The organism is Denitrobacterium sp., from assembly GCF_056180635.1.
In genome coordinates this window covers 1-19,942 of sequence record NZ_JAZZJS010000051.1, presented here as the reverse complement: position 1 = coordinate 19,942, position 19,942 = coordinate 1, and the positions used below count along the sequence as shown (strand labels likewise).

The window sequence follows — 19,942 nt, the reverse complement described above, 5'->3', positions numbered from 1 at the left end:
CCCACGATGATGAAGGCCTGCAGCACGATGGAGGCGGTAAGGCCCACGGCGATGAACGAGCTCACGTCGCTCTTCGCGCGCGCTGCGGTAACGATGCCGCGTACGGCGAACGCCACGAAGAGCAGCAGCACGCCTGCGGCGCCCAGCAGGCCCGTTTCCTCGCAGATGGCGGCAAAGATGTAGTCGCTTTCCACGACGGGGATCTTGTCGCACAGGCCATTGCCGATGCCCACGCCAAAGATGCCGCCGTCGGCCATGGAGTAAATGGCCTGGCAGAGCTGGTAGCCCGTGCCCTGCGCGTCGGCGAAGGGGTTGAGCCACGTGCTCACGCGGATCTGCACGTGCGAGAAGGCGCTGTAGGCGAATACGCCGCCCACAGCCAGGAGCACGATGGCGACGGCGATGTAGACGCGCTTTCCCGTTGCCGCGTAGAGCATGACAAGGAACACGAAGAAGACGACCAGGGCGCTGCCGAGGTCTTTCTCGAATACGACCACGATGAGCGCCAGGCCCCATACCAGCAGCATGGGCAGGAGCGTGCGGATATCGGGGAGGCGCACCGGCCCCAGGCGCAGCGTGAAGATCGAGAGCATTTCGCGGTTCGCGGCAAGGTAGCCGGCCAGGAAGAGCACGATGAGGATCTTGGCGATTTCACCAGGCTGGAAGCTGAATGAGCCCAGCGATAGCCAGATGCGGCTGCCTGAAATCTCGGTGCCGATGCCCGGAAGAAGCGGCGAGAGCAGCAGCAGGATGCCAAATAGCATGAGGGTGTACTTGTAGTTGGCCGTGCGGTCGATGTTCTTCATGAACACGAGCACGCCAATCATGCACACGATGCCCAGGAACAGCCACATGACCTGGCGAATTGCCATATCGGGCGCAAGGCGCGTGATGAAGGCGATGCCAATGCCGGAAAGCGCGAACGCGATGGGAAGGATGGCCGGGTCGGCCCCGTTCGCCCATTTGCGCACCGCCAGATGCGCCACGGCGAAGCTGGCGAAAATGCCCAGGGGCACGCCGAGCGTTTCCACGCTGAGCTGCTGGCCCTCGTTCATGACAATCATGGCGTACAGCAGGATGACGATAGGCGCCGCGATGAGCAGCAGGAGAAGTTCGGTATTGCGGCGTGTCATTAGTTAGCCCCCTGCTGGGAGGTTGCGTTTTCGCTTGCGCCCTGCGAGCCTTCGGAGGAGCTGCCGGTTTCCCCAGATGCGGCGGCTGATGCGTTCTGGGTTTCGCTTTCGGTTGCCTCGTTGGTGCTTTCGGAAGAGGAGGAAGACGCAGAAGAGGCCTTCGCCTCGTCGATGTATTCCTGGTACGTGCTTACCAGCTGGTTGGCCTTCTCGAGGTTGTCGACGCGGATGATGCCTTCGGAGAGGCGATTTGCCACGCCGGGTTCCAAATCGCTGATGGACACGTCGGTCACGTGGTCGAGATGTGATAGCTCCATGCCCAAAATGGAATCGGGGACGCCCTGGTAAACAGCCACTTTCCCATCTTGTGCGGAAAGGTAGGCGCACGTCTGGCTGTAATGGTAGGCGCCGTAGCAGATGCCCAGCACCGTGGCGATGATGGCGAGCACGATGATGACCGCCCATACGCGGCCGCGGCGGCGCGTCTTCTTCACGCGCGCTTCCTCGTTGCCCTCCACGTCTACCACCACGACGGTGATGTTATCTTGCCCACCTGCGGCGATGGCTTCGTTCACCAGGATGCTGGCGCAACGTTGCGGGTCGCGCGTGCGCATGAGGATCGTCTCGATTTCCTCGTCTTCCAGCATGCCCGTAAGGCCGTCGGAGCAGAGCAGCAGGCGATCGCCCGTGCATACGTCGAGCTCGTAGAGGTCGGGCTGCATGGTTGGGTCGCTGCCCAGCGCGCGCGTGATGATGGATCGCTTGGGGTGCACGCGAGCTTCCTCGGGCGTGATCTCGCCCGCTTCGATCATGTCGGCCATCAGGCTATGGTCGCGTGTGAGCTGCTGCATCTTTCCCTGGTGGAGCAGATAGGCGCGGCTATCGCCCACTTGCGCGATAGCCAGGCGCTCGCCGCGCAGCACGGCGGCGGTCATGGTGGTGCCCATGCCCGAGCGGCCCTTTTCCTGAGCTGCGTTGATAACCGCGTAGTTTGCGGTGACGACGGCGTTGCCCAGCGCTTCCGTGTCGGCTTCGCTGGGTGCGTGCTTGGCGAGCGTACGCACCGCCACTTCGCTGGCTACCTCGCCTGCCGCGTGGCCACCCATGCCGTCGGCAACGGCGTAGAGCGGCGGCGCTACGATAAGGCTGTCCTCGTTGTGCTCGCGGACGCAGCCGATGTCGGTGCGGCTGCCGAATTTCGCGGAGGGTGCGCGCCTGACCTGCGCCTGGGTACGTGCGGCCGCCATTATGCGAACCTCGCCCTCATTACCACGTCGCCAATGGTGACGGTGTCCTTATCGCGTAGCGCGGTGGGCTCGAAGATGCGATGCCCGTTTACCGTGGTGCCGTTGGTGCTGCCCAGGTCTTCCACGAACAGGTTCTGGCCCATGAGCGTGAAGCGTGCGTGGCGACCCGATACGTAACCTGCGCCGATGACGATGTCGGCTCCGGGGTTGCGTCCCACGATAACGGGGCCGTGCACGGCGATTTGCACGCCGCGCAGTTCCTTCGGGCCGCGCTCGACGGCGATGGTCCAGGATTTCTCCTTCTTGCGCTGTCCGCGCACCAGGCCAATGCCCGTTTTCATGATGGCGAACAGGAACAGATACAGGAGCGCCACGAAAAGAAGGCGCCCGACGAGCAGAGTCACGTTGATCAAGGGTAATCCCTTCGTTTAGTTCTGCGTGAACATGAGGTCGGTCATGCCCAGGGAAATGCGGTCGCCCTCATAGAGCGGCTGCGAGCTGATGCGCTGACCGTTTACATACGTGCCATTAGTGCTGCCAAGGTCGGTGATGGTCCAGACGCCGTTGCCATCGCAGGTGAATTCCGCATGGTTGCGGCTGGCGTTGATGTCGTCGACGACTACGCCGCAAGCGCTGCTGCGGCCCATGACCATGCGCGACACGGTGAGTGCGTAGGTGCGGCCCGTGGCCGTGTTCACCAGGCGTGCCGGATAGACGGCTGCGGCGGGCGAACCCTCGTTGAACGTGCGCGTGGCGGGAGCCTGCATGGGCGTTTGCCTCTGGGGTGCCGGAGCGGGTGCGGCGGCAGGTGCGGCACCGAAGCCCGCGAACTTGTCTTCCTCGGGGTAGCCGCCGGCGAATGCCGGGTCGAGTGGCTGCGAGGTGCGGCGTCCGTAGCCGTCGCGACCTTGCGCGGAAGGTGCGTACGCGGCGCCGTTTTCCTCGTAGTTTTCGAAGTCCTGGCTGTTGAACGTGTATTCGCCGTAGTCGATGGAGCGGTCGATTTCCTCTTCGGGAACGTAGGGAAGCGGCTCCTTGCGCTGCGGCTGCGCCATGGGCGCTTCGGCCGCGTAGCCGCCACCGGCGGGAGCGTATGCCTGCTGGGGCTGCTGGTACTGGTCGTAGCCTACTTGGGGGCCGCGCTGCGGAGCATATGCCTGCTGGGGCGCGTAGCCGCCCATCTGCGGGCCGCCCGCCAGGCCGTAGCGCGCCATTTCCTCCTGGCGCAGCTGCGAGATGATGGGCGCGGAAACCATTTCGGCGATGACGTCGAACTTGCCGTGGCGCAGTTCCTCGTCGACGATGAAGCGCACGAGCGGCTGGCCATCCATGACCAGGCCGTTTTCGTTCGCCTTAGCGGCGAGATACGTTTCGGTTTCGCCCGCCAGGGTGGGGTAGTAGCCGAAGAGGCGCTGGTCGTCGTCGGGGTTCACCAGGATGGTGTAGAGCGTGGGGGCGTATTGGCGCCCGGCGCCCACCATCTTTTCGCGGCGCATTGCCTTTTCGGCCTTTTTCGCTATTTGAACAGGAGAGATCGGGGCGTCGAACATCTTGTTCGCAGCGCCTTCCAGGCCGTCTTCCACGTGGCCTTCGAATCGCGAGAATATGCCCATGGGTACTCCTTGTATGCTTCGTTACTGGGTACTTAGTATACGGAGACTATCTTGCCACAAAAGGGCCCCATGGGGCTATTTTCGATGCAACATTCACGCCCGCGCGCTGATGGGTGGGCGCACTTCAGCGGCTATTCCTTGATCCAAGCTGCGAAAAGCGCAACGGCGCAGGATGCCGCTATGCCCAGGCATTTGGTGAGTTCGGGAACGAACGTCGTCTGCCCGCTTGCCACCCATGCCGCAAGGCAGCTGCCCGCCGCTAGGATGACGCAGGCCGCAATCGTGCCCGTCATGTACCATGCGCGCGTTTCGCGAGATGAAAGGCCCGAAACAACAAGCGCCGCCACAAGCCACGTGGCCCCTTCGATCCAGGTGGCGGGGTTCGCGAGCAGAAGCCCCAGCCTTCCCGTGTAGCCGCCGTCGACTCCCGTCCAGAACGCGGCGGGATTCCAGAATGAAAGGGACGAGCTGCCCAGCGCCGCCAGGAACAGCGCGCAGGCGAACGCGAACGCCGTGGTGGCAAGCGCGTCGCGTGCGCGTAGGTTCAATCCGGCGATGAGGGGCGCGAGCGCTCCGCATCCCAAGGCGCCGCCTGCGGGGATGCATGCCGCGGAAGCGCCAGCGGCGAGTACCTGCGAGCGCGATTCGTCTTCCGCGGAACGCTGTCCGATGGGACCGTGTCCGCTTGCGGCCCACCAGGCAAGGGCCAGTCCGATGAGCAGGAGCCCGGGGCCCGCTGCGTTCCCGGCTACGAGCGCGCCGCCGAATAGGCATGCCGCGAAGGCAATGCCAACGCTGGGCAAGATGGCGCCCATGGCGATGGCGAACGCGATGATTCCCCAGAAGAGTGGGGAGGTTACGCCGCCGGTGGCCGTCATGTTCGCGGCCGCGGCAAGGGCGAGTAGGCCTGCCCCCGCGCCCGACCAGGCGCGATAGAGCGCACGACGGGTTGTTTCCTGCAGGCGCTCGGAAAGGGGTTGGCTGGGGTGCGCGGCTTGGCGTGCCTCTCCGGTGTCTTCGCATGCTTCGTCGACGATGCGCGCGAGCTGCTTGTGGCCTGCGCGAGCCGAGCCCAGATGGGGTAGGAATTCCTCGGCGAATTCCTCTACGGAGTCGTAGCGTTCGTCGCGTTCGGGGTCGAGTGCGGTGAACAGAATGTCATCGGCTTCGGGGGAAAGCCCGCCGATGCAAAGCGACGGCAGCACGAGTTCCGCTTCTTCGATGGCCGTTTGCGCGCGCTTGAGGTCGGGGGCGAAGAACGGATTTTCCCCGGCGATCATCTCATATGCGAGCGCGGCGAGCGCCCATTCGTCGCATCGCTCGTCGAGCGGTTCCAATCGCATCTGCTCGAGCGGCATGTAACCGATGGTGCCGCCGCCTGCCTTCGAAAAGCCCTCCGCATCGGACAGCTTCGCGAGGCCGAAGTCGGCTACCTTCACCTGCCCTTGATGGTTGATGAGCACGTTATCGGGCTTGATGTCGAGGTGGAGCACCTGGTTGTCGTGCGCCGTTTGAAGTGCGTGGGCCACGTCTTGGAAGATGGCGGCCATGACGTCGGGCGTGAGTTCATCGGGGAATTCGTCGAGCAGGCGCGTGAGCGTGATGCCATCGACGTATTCCATGATGAGATACGCGGTGCCGTCCTGCGCCTCGAAGTCGATGATGCCCACGATATTCGGGTCTTGTAGCATGGCGGCCGTGCGCGCTTCCTCGAGCCCCGGAATCTTGCTTGCAGCAGCTTGGGCGCTGTCGGGGTCGAGCAGGGAGGAGGCGTTGCCGTCTTCGGCTGCCGCCAGAATGCGCTGGTCGATTTGCATGCTCTTCACTGCCACGCGACGTTTGATGCGCGTGTCGAAGGCCACTTCAACGGTGCCGAAGCCGCCGCGCCCTGCTTCGCCCAGCGGTTTGTAGCGGTTGAGTATAAGATCGCGTTCGGCCACGTGGTTCCTTCGTTTGCGGTGCGTTTATTCGTAATCGTGCGAAAAATGTGTACCAGGTCATAATAACTTGTTTTTAGTGCTTGCCAAGGGCGGCGGCGTACGCTAGTATTCTTCCTTGCCTGTTCACGGTAAGTGAACGAAGCACCATGCGGGTGTGGCGGAATTGGCAGACGCGTACGGTTCAGGTCCGTATGGGGGCAACCCCATGAAGGTTCAAGTCCTTTCACCCGCACCAAAATGATTGGCGGCCTTCGGGTCGCCGTTTTTGTTTTTCAGCGCCAGGTCGCGCAAAAAGGGGCTAACGCAAACGTGCGTTAGCCCCTTCGTGGTTGGTGGCGTTCGGCGCTACTGCAGCAGGCTTGCGATTTCGCCCAGCAGCGGCTCGAAGCTCACGCCGCGATTCTGGAAATCGGGCTGGTGGCTGGTGACCTTCATGGCGCGCACCACGAAGTCGCTGGCGAAGCGCGTGGCTTCCGCAACGTCGCGGCCGGCCATAACGGCTGCCATCAGGCTCGAGGCGAACAGGTCGCCGGTGCCGTGCAGCATGTAGGGCAGCAGTTCGTTTTCGGTGACGGTGAATTCCACCGACTCGCCCTCCACGTAGTTGTGAATCTTGCCGTCGCCATGGTCGATGCCCTTGAGCACGACGTTTTTGGCACCCTTCTCGCGCAGGCCGTCAATCATGCGATGGACGGTGTCTTCGGAGATGTCGGCGCCGGGCCACTCGATGCCCAGGATGATGGCGGCCTCGGTGAGGTTCGGCGTGAGGATGTCGGCGCCCGCGGCCAGCTCGCTCATGGCCTGGCAGAGTTCCGGCGTGTAGGTGGGGTACACCTTGCCGTGGTCGGCCATAACGGGGTCTACCACGCGGATGGCGTTCGGGTAGGTTTCGTATACGTCGCGGATGCGGTCGACCTGCTCGGGAGCGCCCAGGAAGCCAGAGTACACGGCGTCGATGTCGACGCTGATGCCCTTCCAGGCGTTCAGGTAGTCTTCCATGATTTCGGTGGTGTCATGCATGTACCATCCGGGGAATGCCGTATGGCTGCTGAACAGGCCCGTGGGAACGGGGCAGACGTCGCAGCCCGCGGCCGAGAGCACGGGGATTGCCACGCCGAGCGAGCACTTGCCGTATCCGCACAGGTCGTGGATGGCTGCGATGCGGGGGATGTACGCCCCCTCGCGCTGGTAAAGCGGCTTGTTCAAGGTAATTCCTTCCTCCAAGGTGTGATTTCGCACATTCTACTTCAGCGCACTAAAGCAGGCAATGTAAATGGGCGTATTCTCGGTCCCGTGCAAACTGACTACATATGTGGTGTTATGCAGCTCGAAGGCGAAAGGGAAAAATCCGGAATGCCGGGGAGGAAAGGTGGAGGAGAGGCTACTCTTCGTCATCGTCGTCGAAGAAGCTCCAATCGTCTTCCGACTTCTCGTGATTCTTGTAGATCTGGCGCGTGCGGCGCTCCATGATGACGCAGGCAATGAGGCAGATGACGATGGTAGCTGCGAACAGCACGCCCAAGCCGGCGTACGACTCGAAAAGAAAATGATAAACGGCCTCGAAATCCATGCATGCCTCTTACGTTGTAGTTTCAAAGGATAGTTGCCGAATAGAGTATACTATTCCATCGCATTAGCCCAGCGGTTTTCACGGTGCTTTGTCGCAAATCCAAAACCGTCGGGAATGTGAAAGTATCAGCTCTAGCAGGAGGCATCATGCTCGACGCACGTTTCGTAAGAGAAAACCCAGAACTTGTCGCTACTGCGATGAAGAACCGCAACTTCCCCTGGGATTCTTCACGTTTCAGTGAGCTTGACGAAAAGCGTCGCGCGGTCATCACGGAAGAGGAGGCCCTGCAGGCCGAGCGCAATGCCATGTCGAAGAACATTGGTGCGCTCATGGGCCAGGGCAAGAAGGACGAAGCCGAGGAAGCCAAGGCCAAGGTGCGCGAAATCAACGAGCGCCTCGACGTTCTGGCCGAGGCTCACCGCGAGGCCGAGGAAGCGGTGCAGACGCTGCTCATGAGCGTTCCCAATATTCCGCACGAAACCACGCCCGTGGGCAAGGACGAAACGGAAAATCCCGAGGTGCGCCGTTGGGGCACCCCGCGTGAGTTCGATTTCGAGTACAAGGCCCATTGGGACCTTGGCACCGACCTGGGCATGATCGACTTCGAGCGCGCCACCAAGCTTTCCGGTAGTCGCTTCGTGCTGCTGGGTGGCATGGGTGCTCGTCTCGAGCGCGCCCTCATCAACTTCATGGCCAACACGCATGCCAGCCGCGGCTTCAAGGAATGGTGGTGCCCCAGCCTGGTTACCCGCGAAACCATGACGGGCACCGGCCAGCTCCCCAAGTTCGAGGAAGACCTCTTCAAGACCAAGGACGAGAGCCTCTATCTCATCCCCACGGCTGAAGTGCCCCTCACCAACATCCATGCGGGCGAAGTGCTCGAGGCATCCGAACTGCCCCTGCGCTACACCGCTTTCACGAACTGCTTCCGCGAGGAAGCTGGCAGCGCCGGTCGCGATACGCGTGGCCTCATTCGCCTGCATCAGTTCGACAAGGTCGAAATGGTGAAGTTCGCCAAGCCCGAAGAGGCCTACGACGAGCTCGAAAGCCTCACCGAGGAAGCCGAATACATCCTCCAGCAGCTGGGCCTGCCGTACCGCGTTATCACGCTGTGCACGGGCGACCTGGGCTTCTCCGCCGCCAAGACGTACGACCTGGAAGTCTGGCTGCCTAGCTATAACGATTACAAGGAAATCAGCTCGTGCAGCTGCTGCGGCGATTTCCAGGCGCGTCGCGCTCACATCAAGTACCGTGACCCCGAGAACTTCAAGGGCACGCGTTACGTGAACACGCTGAATGGCTCGGGTCTGGCCGTTGGTCGTACCATGGCCGCCATCATGGAGAACTATCAGAACGCCGACGGCACCATCACCGTGCCCGAAGCCCTGGTGCCCTACATGGGTGGAGTCACGGTCATTGAGCCGGAATAGCCAAAAGAAGCCCACGCCCCGTCGTAGGACGAAGGCGAAAGAGCAAAATGCCGAGCAGGTTACCGCAAGCGCGCAGGAGGAAACTTCTGCGCGTGCGCATGCTAGGCCCAGTGTGCGCGCATCGTCGAAGGCGAAGCCGAAGCCGCGCGTCGCGAAGGCTCCTGCGAGCGAATCGTCTGCGGCTGCTGCCAAGCCCGTAGTTCAGCCAAGCGCACCCGCTCCCTCTGCGGCGAGTGGCCCCTGGTCGGCTGGAAAGGGGCGTACATCCGCATCGGGGGCTTCGCGTTCCGTAGCGTCCGCTGCTCCCAGCCTGCTGGATGCGCCCGCTCCCGAAGCGCCCGCGTTTCTGGCGGGAATGGAGCCCAGCTCGGGTGACGGTGCCAAGCAGGTGCACCGTCGTTCCACGGTGAACGCGCGTGCCCGTGCGGCCCAGATGCGCTCGTCGCGTGAGAGTGCCTTGAAGGATGACGCGAATGGCGTATCCGAAGGGGAGGATGCCAAGGAAAGCGCCGCCCCGTCGAAGCGCCCGCGCTTGCTGGCGGGGAAGGTCTCGAAGAAGACTAAGATTATCATTGCGGTCGTGCTCGCGCTGGTCATTGCCGTGGGCGCCGCGGTGGCGTATTGCGTTTGGGATATTTGGTACCGCTACGACGACGCTGCCGATATCCAGGGCAATTGGATTTCGCAGGATGGTGCGGCGCTCGTTATCGACGAGGGCCAGATGCAACTTACCGATACCGTGTCGTATGCCTACACCATCGACACCCAGGCGAAGACGATCACGTTTACGTACGCCAATGCCCAGGGCAGCGCAGCATACCATTTCAATGCCGACCGTTCCCAATTGGTAATCGAAGACGGCGGTACGACGGATTGGCTGGTTATTCTGGGCGTCGTGGCAGACCCGGCGCTTACGGAAACGCCTGATGCGGGCATCACGGTGCTCACACGCGTTAGCTAGAAAGAGGATTCATGGAAGAGATGCAACAGGAACTGGCTCAGGAGCAGGGTAGCGTGCAGACGCGCGGCAAGCATGCCGTGGCTGGCCTTCCCCTCGTGATTGACCACATTACCGTGCGTTCCGACCGTATGGTCTGCAGGGTGCGCGTAAGTCCGGCCCTGCGTTACACCACGCCTGGAATGGCGCAGCGTGCGTTGCAGAAAATGCCCAGCTTGGCCCACCATTCCTGCGTGAACGAAAACGGCGATACGTTTGCGAGCGCCATCGAGCGCACGCCGCTGCCGCACTTGCTCGAGCATGTCACCATCGATCTGCTCACTCAGCGCACCGAGCGTTCCGACTACGTGTTCGCGGGCGTGACCGAATGGCTCGACGAGGAGCGTGGCGTGGCGCGCGTGCAGGTTTCCATGCTGAATGACATCGAGTCGTTCGCGGCGTTCCGCGATGCCGCCAATTTCATCAATGGCCTGATCGTGGGAGCGTAGTAGTTCGTTTATCAACGCGAGTTTTCGCGTGAGCGCATGCAAAAGGCGTCGTCAGCGATGTGCTGGCGACGCCTTCTTTGTAGCGTATGGCCGTTGGGCTACTTGATGATCTTGATCTTGCCGATGAGGGGCAGCTCGGTCATTTCGCTGTTGTAGGCCTGCACGGTGCCCATGATGGTCATGACGAACAGGAAGATGCCAATGATCCAGCCGATGAGGACAATCCACAGAAGGCCGGCGATGATCGAGCCGATGAGGATGACCAGCGCCTGGTTCAGATGATGCTTGACGAACGGGTCGTTATCCTTGTTGGCTACTGCGCCTGCGAAGATGAGGGGAAGAAGGCCCCAATACACGCTCATGCCCAGCGCACGCGAAACGCCGGTGGTTTCCGCGTAGACCTTCTGGCCGGCGGAAGAGGGCTGGTAGGTAGGTTGTGCATACGGGGGCTGCTGCGGCTGCTCGTACGTGCCCTGCGTGGTGTTTTCCTGTGCGGGAGGCTCGGGGGCCTTCTGGGCGTTCTGCTGGTTCACGGCCTTGCCGCACGAGCCGCAGAAGGCGCTGTTTTCGGGAATCTGGCTGCCGCAATTAGGACAAAACATGTGTGATCCTTTTCTCGATACGTGGTGAGCCCTGTGGCTCTGCGTAGATAGGGTATCACGTTGCCGCGTTGCGTGGACATGGCACAGCGTACTAATCCGAATTTTGAAAATGCCTTCTGAACTGGGATTGCAACTGATGGTTGCCTAGAAACGGGGAATTTGATAAGCATAGTTGGTAGTGCTTTCGCAGTCGCAACCGCATTGTGTGGGATGCGCGCAACGAAGTACGTAATAACTCGCGAAGGAGACCAAAGTGAATTTCAGGGATAATCTGCTGCACCTGCGCCAGCAGCGCAATATGACGCAGGAGCAGCTCGCCATGCTGCTGGGCGTGTCGCGTCAGTCGGTGGCGAAGTGGGAGGGCGGGCAGTCCACGCCCGAGGTCGATAAGCTCATGAGGATGGCCGACATCTTCGATTGCACGCTCGACGAACTCGTGTCGGGTGATCTTTCCGAGCGCTCGGTGAACCCGAGCGAAGTGATTCCCGAGGGCATGCCGGCGGAAGACGTGTGTGGCTACGATGCCCTGATGCGCAAGTTCTCGCTTGCCATTGCCACGGGCGTGGCGCTCATTATCGTGGGCGTGGCCCTGGCCGTGCTTGCCGGCACGTTCCTCGAAGGCTGGATGGAGGATGCGTTCGTTCCGGCGTCTGTCATTTTGTTCGTTGCTGCGGGCCTTATCTTTATCCTGCCCGCGAGTGTGGAGTACGCTGCGTTCGCCAAGGCGCATCCGTTCGTGGAGGACTTCTACACGGCGGAGCAGAAGAATGCCGAGCAGCGCAGCTTTGCACGTTATCTCACCGTTGGCATCGTGCTCATTCTGCTGGGCGTGGTTCTGGTTTCGTTCTTCGGCGCCTCGTCGAATGAGCGTTTCGAGGACGTTGGCGCTGCGGGAATGTTCTTCCTTATTGCTGCAGGCGTGTGGTGCCTTATTCGCGGCGGCATCGTGCACGGCATGATGGACGTCGACAAGTACAACAAGGAATGCGCCGAGGAGATGCGCCAGCGGGAAAATCCTCGTTCCGATCGCATCTGCGGCATTATCATGCTCGTGGCCACGGCCATCGCGTTGCTCATGCTGTTCGGGTCGAAGGCGGCGGCCGATTGCGGCAATGTTGCGGCTGCTACCATTTGCTCGTACTTCTGGATGTCGTGGGTGATCGGCGGCATCGCGTGCGGCATTACCTCTATCGCCCTGAAGGACGCTGCAAAGCAGTAATGGTTTGGGGTGGGCGAGTGTATTCCGGCTTCATGCCGGGCGTCCGCCTTCGCCGACAATTGAATAGCCAGAATAGCAACGAACCGCGCCCAGCCCACTGAAGCGCGGTTCGTTGCATATGAAGCGCCTAAAGCCCCTTGGTGTTGTTAGAAAGGAGCCGTGGGCTGGTAGGGGCTGAAAGCGGCAAAGAGATTAGGAAGAAGAGAGGACGAATGCCGAGAGCAGGCCGTTGATGCGGTTGACGTCGGCACCCCTCTTGAGGTTGATCTTGATGTGGCCGGCGCGCGTCCAGAGTTCTACCTCGGAGTTGAGGTCGAGCATGCCGGCGTTTTCGACGGACCACATGTTCACGGCTTTCCAGGGCAGGGAATACGTTTCGACCTTCTTGCCGGTAAGGCCCTGCGAGTCGCGCACGATAAGACGATGAGTGGTGAATACGGCGACGTCGCGAATCGTTTTGAAGGCGGCGCAGGCGTTCTCGCCCGCGACGAGCATGTCTAGAATTTCCTGCGTGGGCTGCACTTCCTGGAAGAAGGTCCATTCGCTGAAATGCTGCAGTTCGGTTGTCATGGCTGTTCCTTTTGTTTCGGTGATTTCACTGTGCGCTTTTGTCTCGCGCAGCGTACGAGTAGATGATACGTCATTTTACGTGGGAACCTGTCCGCATTTTCGGACAGCATCAGTTCGGTCGCAAAAGATAGATGCAAGTGGCGCGGTGGGAAAACCTGCTACCATGGAGTGCAATGCTAGCCGGGTTAGGGGGTCCGCTATGCAAGACGAACGCGCTATCGCACGCAGGGCGCATTGGGATATCCTTTGCGTCGTTCTATTCCTGATTATTTTCGTTAATGGCTTCGAATCGGGCGGCTACCAGGCAAGCCTGTGGAGCATTGGGCAGGAATACGACTTGCTTACCACGTCGATGGGCCTTTTTGCGGCCGTGGAGCTTCTTGCCGATATGCTGGCTCCGTTGCTGCTGGGTGCTTGGGTCGACCGCGTGGGCAAGGGGAAGAGCATGAAGATCGTGCTTGCGGTGCAACTTGTTGCGGCGGTGTTGGTGCTGGTTACGCGGCGAAGCGATTTCTTCGTGGGTAGTATGTTCCTGCTGGGCCTTACCACGAGCACCATGCAGTTCACGGCTATAGCCACGTTGGCCGATGCATATCCGCGTACGGGCAAGCGCAAGATTGGCTACATTACCTCGATGTACGCGCTTGGGGCCGTTGTCGCCCCGCTTGCCGTTACGGCCCTCCTCGATTTGGGCGTGGGCTGGCGCGCGCTGTTCGTGTTCCTGGGAGTAGGCACGATTATTGCCCTTGTGGGTATCGCCAAGGCAGGCGACGCCCCGCGCGAGGAACCCATTGCCACGGAAGAGCGCGTGTCGGTGGGGCGTTTTATCGTGGGCGGCATTCTGCTGCTCTGCGTGATTATGTGCATCTACGTGGGGTTCGAGAATGGCTTCGCGTTCTTCGTCGATACGCTGTTCGAGGAGACGTTCAATGCCTCCACGGGCAAGATGGCGCTATCGTTGTACTGGGCCGTCATGATTCCGTCGCGCCTGCTGGTGGGTCGTTTCTCGCATCATGCGAAAAAGATTCTCGTGGCATCGATTATCGCCATTCCCTGCATTGCGGGCGCAATCGCGCTTTCTTCCAGCAGCTGGATCGTTATGCTGCTCGTTGTGCCTTTGGGTCTGGCTAGCGGGGCGATTTACCCCAGCGTGCTTGCCATGATGGTACCGTTTGCGGGGAAGCGCACGGCCACGGCAACGGGCATGATCACGGCGGCGACGGGTGTGGGCGGTTTCGCGTTTACGGCGCTTACTGGTTTCATGGCCGAGCAGTGGGGTATGCAAGCAGCTCTTGCCGTGCTCGCGGCGTTTTTCGTGCTTTCGCTAATCGCGGCGTTTGCCGCCATTAAGGTGGATGCGCGCCTGAAGGGGGAGTAGGGCTGCGGGCGTTTTGCTTTTCCGTTGACGGGGTGCTGGGTTTGGGCCGTCCTCCAGGCAAGGTGGTGCTGCTCCAAAACTTGTACGTGCTCGACAGCGACAGCTACATGTTTGATTGCCAGTCAGGATGAAACTGCTCCAAAACTTGCTACCACTTTCCTGCGGCTTGATTTTACGAGCCTCGCGCTCTTGGGCCATGGTCTGTGCGTTTGGCTCAATGCGCCGAGAGGTGAATGAAGCTATCGTCGCAGGTTTGAGGAACGAAGTTAAGTAGTTGCCTGAGCTGGGGCGGGCGCCACGATCTGCACGTGGATCTCCTCGTGTTCAAGGGCACTGCTCCTTGTGCTACGACCCGCCATTTTCTTGTCGGAATGCAGGGGTCTCATGATGCTTTGGCTGGCTGCAGCCAAGTTGAATCCCCTGCTGTACGTTTAGTGATTGTACGGCAATTCACCGCTTTGCCTGTCCTGCAAATTGGACAGGCCTAGGAGCGCTCGCGGTACCACGCCTCGATGTCGGGTAGCGACATGGGCTTCGCGAAGAAGTAGCCTTGTAGGATTTCGCAGCCGATTCGGTGAACTCGATGTGCAGCAGCGAATGGTCGACGCCTGCGTTGTCCGCGCGTTTGGAAATCTCCTCGACGACGTCGAATTTCTTCGGGTCGTCCATGGAGATGTTCACCGAAACGGGGACGATGGGCATGCCCTTGTTCCGCTTGCGCGCGAAATCCTCGATTACGCACTCGATCATGTGCATGTCGACCTTGTAAAGCAGTCCCGCTTCCTCGAGCACGGGGATGAACTGCGCGGGCGAGAGGAAGCCCATCGAGGGGTCAATCCAGCGCGAATAGGCTGGCCACGAACGTTCCCGCAATGCCCACCGAAAAGAGGAGCGCCATTGCGATCATCGCGCGCATGGCGCCCAGGATAAGCCCGAGCGAACTGCCCCATACGCCGGCCTGGCGCAGGTAGCCGCTTGAGGTCACGACGAACGAGCCCCAGCCGATGCTGCAGCCAATCGAGAATGCCCAAGCGCCTATCTTGGTGAGGTAGGGCGAAAGGGAAGGAGCTGTTTCTTCTGCAATGCCCATACTGAAAATTATATTGCGCTCGCGGGTGTTTCGCACGCCTGTGGGATAAAGGCTATCTTTGCGGTCCCAATCGTTCGTTACGACTTGTAAACCTCGGGTCTCATCTGCGAAGAGTATTCTATAATGGCTGAAAGCCCTTGAGGCGCTACATTGGCACTGCGACCGTGCATCGGTGAATAGGAGGCAGCAATGAGTGGTAAATTCGGATGGTTTGTAGCAGGTGCAGGCATCGGAGCAGCGTTCGCGTTGCTGTACGCTCCGCGTCCGGGCGTGGAAACGCGCGCTCTGGTGGCGGATAAGGCCACCGATGTTTGGGGCAACGCTCAGCAGTTCGGAGCAGAAGCTCAGGCTCGCGGTCAGCAGATTTACGCCGACGTGAAGGTGAAGGGCCAGGCTGCGTACGACAATGCCAGCGCAAGCGCTCGCACCGTGTACGGCCAGGCTTCTGAAGCGGCCCAGGGCGCCATCAACGACGTTTCCGATCGCATGCGCACGGCAACGGGCAACGTGAAGCCCGTTTTCACCGAGCGCAACGACGAGCTGCGCGAGAAGATCGACGCAGCCCGCGCACGCATTGCGGCGCAGGTGGCCAAGAATGCTGAAGAGGCCAAGGAAGCCGAAGCTCCCGCCGAGCCCATCGAGGCGGAAGCCGAAGTTGCCAACGCCGAAGCCGCCGATGCCGAAGAGGCAGATCAGGCGAAAATCGAAGGCTCTTCCGAAGAGTAGTTTGTAGCGTTTCTTCTGAAGCGGCACCTCTACGGGGGTGCCGCTTTGCGATTGTCTGGGGGTCCGCATGGCGGCAAGAACGTATAGCACCAAAGCGCTTTCCGGCACGCGTGTCGTGGGTGGGAAAACCGGCACCAAGTACGTTGGCAAGGTGCGCTATTTCGTATTCCATCCAACCGAGAAGCGCTGCGTGGGCTTCCTGGTGAAGCGTCCCGACCTGGCGCTCATGTTCCGCCGCAAGGACGAATTCGTGGCGCTCGATGGCTTCGAGATGGAAGATGGGCGCATCCGCATCCACGACGAGGACAAATACGCGTGCGGCCGTCCGGCCATCAAGCGCCTCGGCCTCGACTGGGATCGCTGCACCATCTGGGAGCGCATGCCCATCCTCACGGTGGGCGGCAAGCCGTGCGGCACCGTTGGCGATATCGAGTTCCTGCAGTCTAGCGGTAAGATTGTCGCCTTGCGCCCCGATAAGGGCACGCTTGACGCAGCGCTTTTGGGTCGCACCGTCATTCCCTCGAAGATGATTCGCGGATTCCGCCTGGGGCTGGGAGGCGTGGCTGTTGCCACGCAGCAGCAGGTGGGCGAACCCGATGAAGACGATGCGCAGACCGGCGCTATTCTCGTTTCGGATGATATCTTCAATCTTGAAAGCGAGGGAGGGCTGGCCCAGACGGCCGGTGAGCAGGCGGCCATCGCGCAGGAGAAGATTCGCGAGGTGGCGGAAGCTGCCAAGCCCGCTGCGAAGAAGGCCGCGAAGGCCACGGGCGATGCGGTGAACAAGGGCGCGTTCCTTACGGGGCGCCAGCTCACGCGCGCGAAGGGCATGTTCTCCGCTTTCAAGGAAGAGTACGACAAGGCGGTTAGCGACGACACGCCGAAAAGCAAGTAGTGAAGTAGTTGGGGTTTATGGGACGCGATTCGAAGCGCAAGCAGGGGAAGAAAACGCAGGATAGAGGCGAGGTGCGCCTGTTCGGCCGCTCTATTCCCACGTCCGACGTCTTCAAGCTGTTGGGCTTGCTCGCGTTCTTCGTGGTGTCCATCGCGGCGGTGGCCGCCGTCTGGCCCTACATTGGCGAGATGTTCGAAGAGGGCGGCCTCGAGCGCGTGATCGCCAAGGTTCAGAATGCTGGCGCATTTGGCGTGTGCATTCTGCTTGCAATGCAGTTGCTTCAGGTCATCGTGGCGTTCATTCCCGGCGAGGTGGTTCAGATCGCCGCCGGCATGCTCTACGGCCCCTGGTTCGGAGCGCTTATCATCCTGGTGGGCTGCTTCATTTCCAGCTGCATCATCTACCAGATCGTGCATCGGCTGGGCCAGCCCTTCGTGGAAGACATGGTGCCCACGAAGCATCTCGACCGCTTCCGCGCGTTCGAGGCAAGCGGCAGGCTCGACGCCATGGTGCTCATCCTGTTCCTCATTCCCGGCTTGCCGAAAGACGTGTTCACGTACCTGGTGCCCCTTACCGAGATGCCGGTGGGGCGCTATTTGGCCATTACCACGCTCGCGCGCATTCCGGGCGTGCTGATGTCCACGTTGGCGGCATCGGGCCTGGCCGAGGGCAATCTCGCCATGAGCATCGTGGTGTTCGCCATTGTGGGCGTGCTGGCGCTGCTGGGCATTCTGTTCCGCGAGCGTATTATGGCGTTGGGCGGAAAGCGCAGAAACGGAGGCGATTCCGATGAGTGACCAAAGCTACGCCATCCATAGGAGCCATATCGTCGCGGGAGTGCTCGCTCTGCTGTGTGGCTGCCTGGGGCTGCACAAGTTCTACCTTGGGTATTTCGGCGCGGGCCTCATGATGATGGGCATGTCTCTCGTGCTGGGCATTGTGAGCTTCGGCATTTCCGCCGGGGCGATGGCCGTTATCGGTTTTGTGGAGGGCGTCATCTACCTCATGCGTTCTCCCGAAGAGTTCAACGCGACGTACGTTTCCGGACGTCGCGCGTGGTTTTAGCTTTCGCATACTCGTTCTTGCGAGAATCACAGATGCATTCTCGTTGCTTTCGCACTCTCGTATTGTTTCCCTTCCGTTGCAATAGGGCTATAATTTCTCCGTTTTTAGAGTCTTGAATTTGGAAGGTTAGGTAATGGACGAGTTCTTCAAGATTTCCGCTCGTGGATCGAGTGTGCGAACGGAGGTTATAGCTGGTCTGACGACGTTTCTTACCATGGCGTACGTGGTCGCCGTCAACCCGGCTATGCTGCAGCTGGTGGGTATGTCGTTTAACGCGGCGCTCACGGCTACGTGCTTCGGTGCGGCTATCATGACGCTGATCATGGGCCTTGTTGCTAACCGCCCCGTTGCCCTGGCTACGGGCATGGGTCTGAACGCTGTTGTTGTATATAGCATCTGCTTGGGTACGGGCGTCGACTGGCGCGTAGCCATGGCGTGCGTGCTGCTGGAAGGCCTGGTCATTCTGCTGCTGGTTGCGTTTGGCCTGCGCGAGGCCATCCTGAACGCCATTCCCACCAGCCTGCAGCATGCCATCGGCATCGGTATTGGCCTGTTCATCGCCTTTATTGGCCTGAAGGGCGGCGGCCTTATCGTGGATAGCAGCGCTTCGCTCATCACCATGGGTAGCATTCGCCAGCCTGTGGCCGTGGTGTCTATCCTGTCGATCGTGCTAGCCATCGGGTTTACCGTGCTGAAGGTACGCGGTGCCCTCATGTGGTCCATTCTCATTTCCACGATCGTGGGCATTCCGCTGGGCGTTACCGTGCTGCCTACCGATTGGAATTTCGGCCTGGACTTCAGCGCTTTTGCTGCTCCTATTCAGACTACGCCTGAAGGCACCATTGCCATTCTGCAGGTGTTCCTGGAGCCCGTTCTGCTGATGTTCGTATTCAGTATGATCATGAGCGACTTCTTCGATACCATCGGCACCGTGTTCGCCGTGGGCGAGAAGGCTGGTTTCGCCGAGCATAACGGCCGCATCATCGGCCTGCGCAAGATCCTGGTTGTCGACTCCATCGCCGCTGCCGTTGGTGGCTGGATTGGCGCAAGCTCCATTACGAGCTACGCGGAATCTACCGCCGGTGCTGCCGCTGGTGCTCGTACGGGCCTTTCCAACGTGGTAGTTGCCGTCTGCTTCGTGCTGTGCGCGTTCCTGGCTCCCATCATCGGCATGATTTCCAGCTCCGCTACCTGCGGTGCCCTGGTGGTCGTTGGTTATCTGATGATGAGCTCGATTGCGGATATCGATTGGAAGGACCCCGCGATGGCCATCCCGTCGTTCCTGACGATCGCTGGCATCCCCATGACCTACTCCATCACCGACGGTATCGGTTTCGGCTTCATCTTCTACTGCTTCGTGATGTTCGCCATGGGTCGCTTCAAGGAAGTGCATCCGCTCATGTGGGGTACGTCGGCTGCGTTCCTGGTGGCATTCTTCATGATTTAGCGTCCGCGCTGCGGGGCGGGGTATGCCCTTGGGGCACCCGCTCCGCTGCTCGCGTGGGTTTGGGCCCGCACGGGCCGAAACCTACGCTCGTGCGCTCGCTGCTTCATGCATATACTTGGATTTTTCGCCCAAGGCGAAAAATCGGGCCCAGCTGAGCTGGGCCTTTTTGTTTGCTTTCAGAGTGCCCCAAGGGCATCCCCCGCCCCGCAGCGCTACCCAATCCGCTTCTGCCCCCCCAGAAACGCGCGCTTTGGGGCGTGCTTTCTCGATCGGGAATCGCCTCACGGGCGCGGGCACCCGTACGGCGACCTCACGACCCGGCGAGCGGAATCTAGTCGCGGCAGGGCGGACAGCGAAGCGCATCCGCCCGTGCGACAGCTCCCAAGTGGCCCCCGGTTTCCAAGAGGTCCCGCACGGATGGGACGGGCTGTAGCGCAACCACCGATTGCAGGGGGACGCGGATTGGCCCCGGGATAGACCAAGGGGGATAAGGGCTACAGCCCGTACCAGCCGATGCCCTCGTACCTCCAGCCCAAGCGCTTCAGGTTATCGCGCTCGCTTGCACTCGTGG

21 protein-coding genes and 1 tRNA gene are annotated in these 19,942 nt (G+C 60.8%); 11 read left to right on the top strand and 11 right to left on the bottom strand.

Annotation, left to right across the window (positions count from 1 at the left end):
- The 5 genes from AC04P6_RS04825 to AC04P6_RS04805 all read right to left on the bottom strand — a co-directional run.
- A partial coding sequence (locus AC04P6_RS04825; RefSeq protein ID WP_475565474.1) for an FtsW/RodA/SpoVE family cell cycle protein occupies nt 1–1,133 on the bottom strand: 1,133 nt, incomplete at its 3' end.
- A complete protein-coding gene (locus tag AC04P6_RS04820; protein WP_475565473.1) occupies nt 1,133–2,380 on the bottom strand; it encodes a Stp1/IreP family PP2C-type Ser/Thr phosphatase in 1,248 nt (415 codons plus the stop codon). The genes AC04P6_RS04825 and AC04P6_RS04820, both read right to left, overlap by 1 nt.
- Nucleotides 2,380–2,793: an FHA domain-containing protein gene (locus AC04P6_RS04815; protein ID WP_066663719.1), complete on the bottom strand. Its 414-nt coding sequence runs from the start codon at nt 2,791–2,793 to the stop codon at nt 2,380–2,382. The genes AC04P6_RS04820 and AC04P6_RS04815 overlap by 1 nt, the downstream gene beginning before the upstream one ends.
- A gap of 15 nt (nt 2,794–2,808) precedes the next feature.
- Complete coding sequence (locus AC04P6_RS04810; RefSeq protein WP_475565472.1) at nt 2,809–3,993, bottom strand: FhaA domain-containing protein; 1,185 nt, start codon at nt 3,991–3,993, stop codon at nt 2,809–2,811.
- A gap of 131 nt (nt 3,994–4,124) precedes the next feature.
- Entirely contained in the window at nt 4,125–5,933 is a 1,809-nt protein-coding gene (locus AC04P6_RS04805; RefSeq protein WP_475565470.1) for a serine/threonine-protein kinase, read from the bottom strand.
- Nucleotides 5,934–6,081: 148 nt separating this feature from the next.
- Here AC04P6_RS04805 and AC04P6_RS04800 point away from each other — a divergent pair.
- A tRNA-Leu gene (locus AC04P6_RS04800) sits at nt 6,082–6,168 on the top strand.
- 110 nt (nt 6,169–6,278) lie between these two features.
- On the opposite strand, the gene AC04P6_RS04795 is transcribed toward AC04P6_RS04800, so the two are convergent.
- On the bottom strand, nt 6,279–7,139 hold the full coding sequence (locus tag AC04P6_RS04795; protein ID WP_475565468.1) for a pyridoxamine kinase: 861 nt from the start codon (nt 7,137–7,139) through the stop codon (nt 6,279–6,281).
- 175 nt (nt 7,140–7,314) lie between these two features.
- Nucleotides 7,315–7,503, bottom strand: coding sequence for a DUF6724 family protein (locus tag AC04P6_RS04790; RefSeq protein WP_475565467.1), 189 nt, complete (start codon nt 7,501–7,503; stop codon nt 7,315–7,317).
- Between the two features lie 146 nt (nt 7,504–7,649).
- Here AC04P6_RS04790 and serS point away from each other — a divergent pair, with 146 nt between their 5' ends.
- From serS to AC04P6_RS04775, 3 genes are all read left to right on the top strand, one after another.
- Nucleotides 7,650–8,933: a serine--tRNA ligase gene (gene serS, locus AC04P6_RS04785; protein ID WP_475565466.1), complete on the top strand. Its 1,284-nt coding sequence runs from the start codon at nt 7,650–7,652 to the stop codon at nt 8,931–8,933.
- A 112-nt stretch (nt 8,934–9,045) separates the two neighbouring features.
- Nucleotides 9,046–9,894, top strand: coding sequence for a hypothetical protein (locus AC04P6_RS04780; protein ID WP_475565464.1), 849 nt, complete (start codon nt 9,046–9,048; stop codon nt 9,892–9,894).
- Between the two features lie 11 nt (nt 9,895–9,905).
- A complete protein-coding gene (locus tag AC04P6_RS04775) occupies nt 9,906–10,379 on the top strand; it encodes a cyanophycin synthetase family protein (protein WP_475565463.1) in 474 nt (157 codons plus the stop codon).
- A gap of 98 nt (nt 10,380–10,477) precedes the next feature.
- Here AC04P6_RS04775 and AC04P6_RS04770 read toward each other — a convergent pair whose 3' ends face one another.
- Nucleotides 10,478–10,981 carry a magnetosome magnetite crystal formation protein family gene (locus AC04P6_RS04770; protein ID WP_475565462.1) on the bottom strand — a complete coding sequence of 168 codons (504 nt, stop codon included), beginning with the start codon at nt 10,979–10,981 and terminating at the stop codon, nt 10,478–10,480.
- A gap of 253 nt (nt 10,982–11,234) precedes the next feature.
- On the opposite strand from AC04P6_RS04770, the gene AC04P6_RS04765 reads away from it, so the two are divergent.
- A complete protein-coding gene (locus tag AC04P6_RS04765) occupies nt 11,235–12,200 on the top strand; it encodes a helix-turn-helix domain-containing protein (protein WP_475565461.1) in 966 nt (321 codons plus the stop codon).
- Between the two features lie 192 nt (nt 12,201–12,392).
- On the opposite strand, the gene AC04P6_RS04760 is transcribed toward AC04P6_RS04765, so the two are convergent.
- Nucleotides 12,393–12,770 (bottom strand): PH domain-containing protein, encoded by a 378-nt coding sequence (locus tag AC04P6_RS04760; RefSeq protein WP_475565460.1) that lies wholly within the window; start codon nt 12,768–12,770, stop codon nt 12,393–12,395.
- 199 nt (nt 12,771–12,969) lie between these two features.
- Here AC04P6_RS04760 and AC04P6_RS04755 point away from each other — a divergent pair, with 199 nt between their 5' ends.
- Nucleotides 12,970–14,148: an MFS transporter gene (locus AC04P6_RS04755; RefSeq protein WP_475565459.1), complete on the top strand. Its 1,179-nt coding sequence runs from the start codon at nt 12,970–12,972 to the stop codon at nt 14,146–14,148.
- Nucleotides 14,149–14,598: 450 nt separating this feature from the next.
- On the opposite strand, the gene AC04P6_RS04750 is transcribed toward AC04P6_RS04755, so the two are convergent.
- Together AC04P6_RS04750 and AC04P6_RS04745 are read right to left on the bottom strand one after the other, a co-directional pair.
- Nucleotides 14,599–14,973 carry an EAL domain-containing protein gene (locus tag AC04P6_RS04750; RefSeq protein WP_475565458.1) on the bottom strand — a complete coding sequence of 125 codons (375 nt, stop codon included), beginning with the start codon at nt 14,971–14,973 and terminating at the stop codon, nt 14,599–14,601.
- 7 nt (nt 14,974–14,980) lie between these two features.
- Nucleotides 14,981–15,238, bottom strand: coding sequence for a hypothetical protein (locus tag AC04P6_RS04745; RefSeq protein ID WP_475565457.1), 258 nt, complete (start codon nt 15,236–15,238; stop codon nt 14,981–14,983).
- A 189-nt stretch (nt 15,239–15,427) separates the two neighbouring features.
- On the opposite strand from AC04P6_RS04745, the gene AC04P6_RS04740 reads away from it, so the two are divergent.
- The 5 genes from AC04P6_RS04740 to AC04P6_RS04720 all read left to right on the top strand — a co-directional run bounded on the left by AC04P6_RS04740 (nt 15,428) and on the right by AC04P6_RS04720 (nt 19,371).
- Complete coding sequence (locus AC04P6_RS04740) at nt 15,428–15,964, top strand: YtxH domain-containing protein (RefSeq protein WP_475565456.1); 537 nt, start codon at nt 15,428–15,430, stop codon at nt 15,962–15,964.
- A gap of 67 nt (nt 15,965–16,031) precedes the next feature.
- A complete protein-coding gene (locus AC04P6_RS04735; RefSeq protein WP_475565455.1) occupies nt 16,032–16,859 on the top strand; it encodes a PRC-barrel domain protein in 828 nt (275 codons plus the stop codon).
- Between the two features lie 17 nt (nt 16,860–16,876).
- A complete protein-coding gene (locus AC04P6_RS04730; RefSeq protein ID WP_475565454.1) occupies nt 16,877–17,656 on the top strand; it encodes a TVP38/TMEM64 family protein in 780 nt (259 codons plus the stop codon).
- On the top strand, nt 17,649–17,924 hold the full coding sequence (locus AC04P6_RS04725) for a TM2 domain-containing protein (protein ID WP_475565452.1): 276 nt from the start codon (nt 17,649–17,651) through the stop codon (nt 17,922–17,924). Before AC04P6_RS04730 ends, AC04P6_RS04725 begins: the two co-directional genes overlap by 8 nt.
- Nucleotides 17,925–18,057: 133 nt before the next feature.
- A complete protein-coding gene (locus AC04P6_RS04720) occupies nt 18,058–19,371 on the top strand; it encodes an NCS2 family permease (RefSeq protein WP_475565451.1) in 1,314 nt (437 codons plus the stop codon).
- Nucleotides 19,372–19,942: the final 571 nt, after the last annotated feature.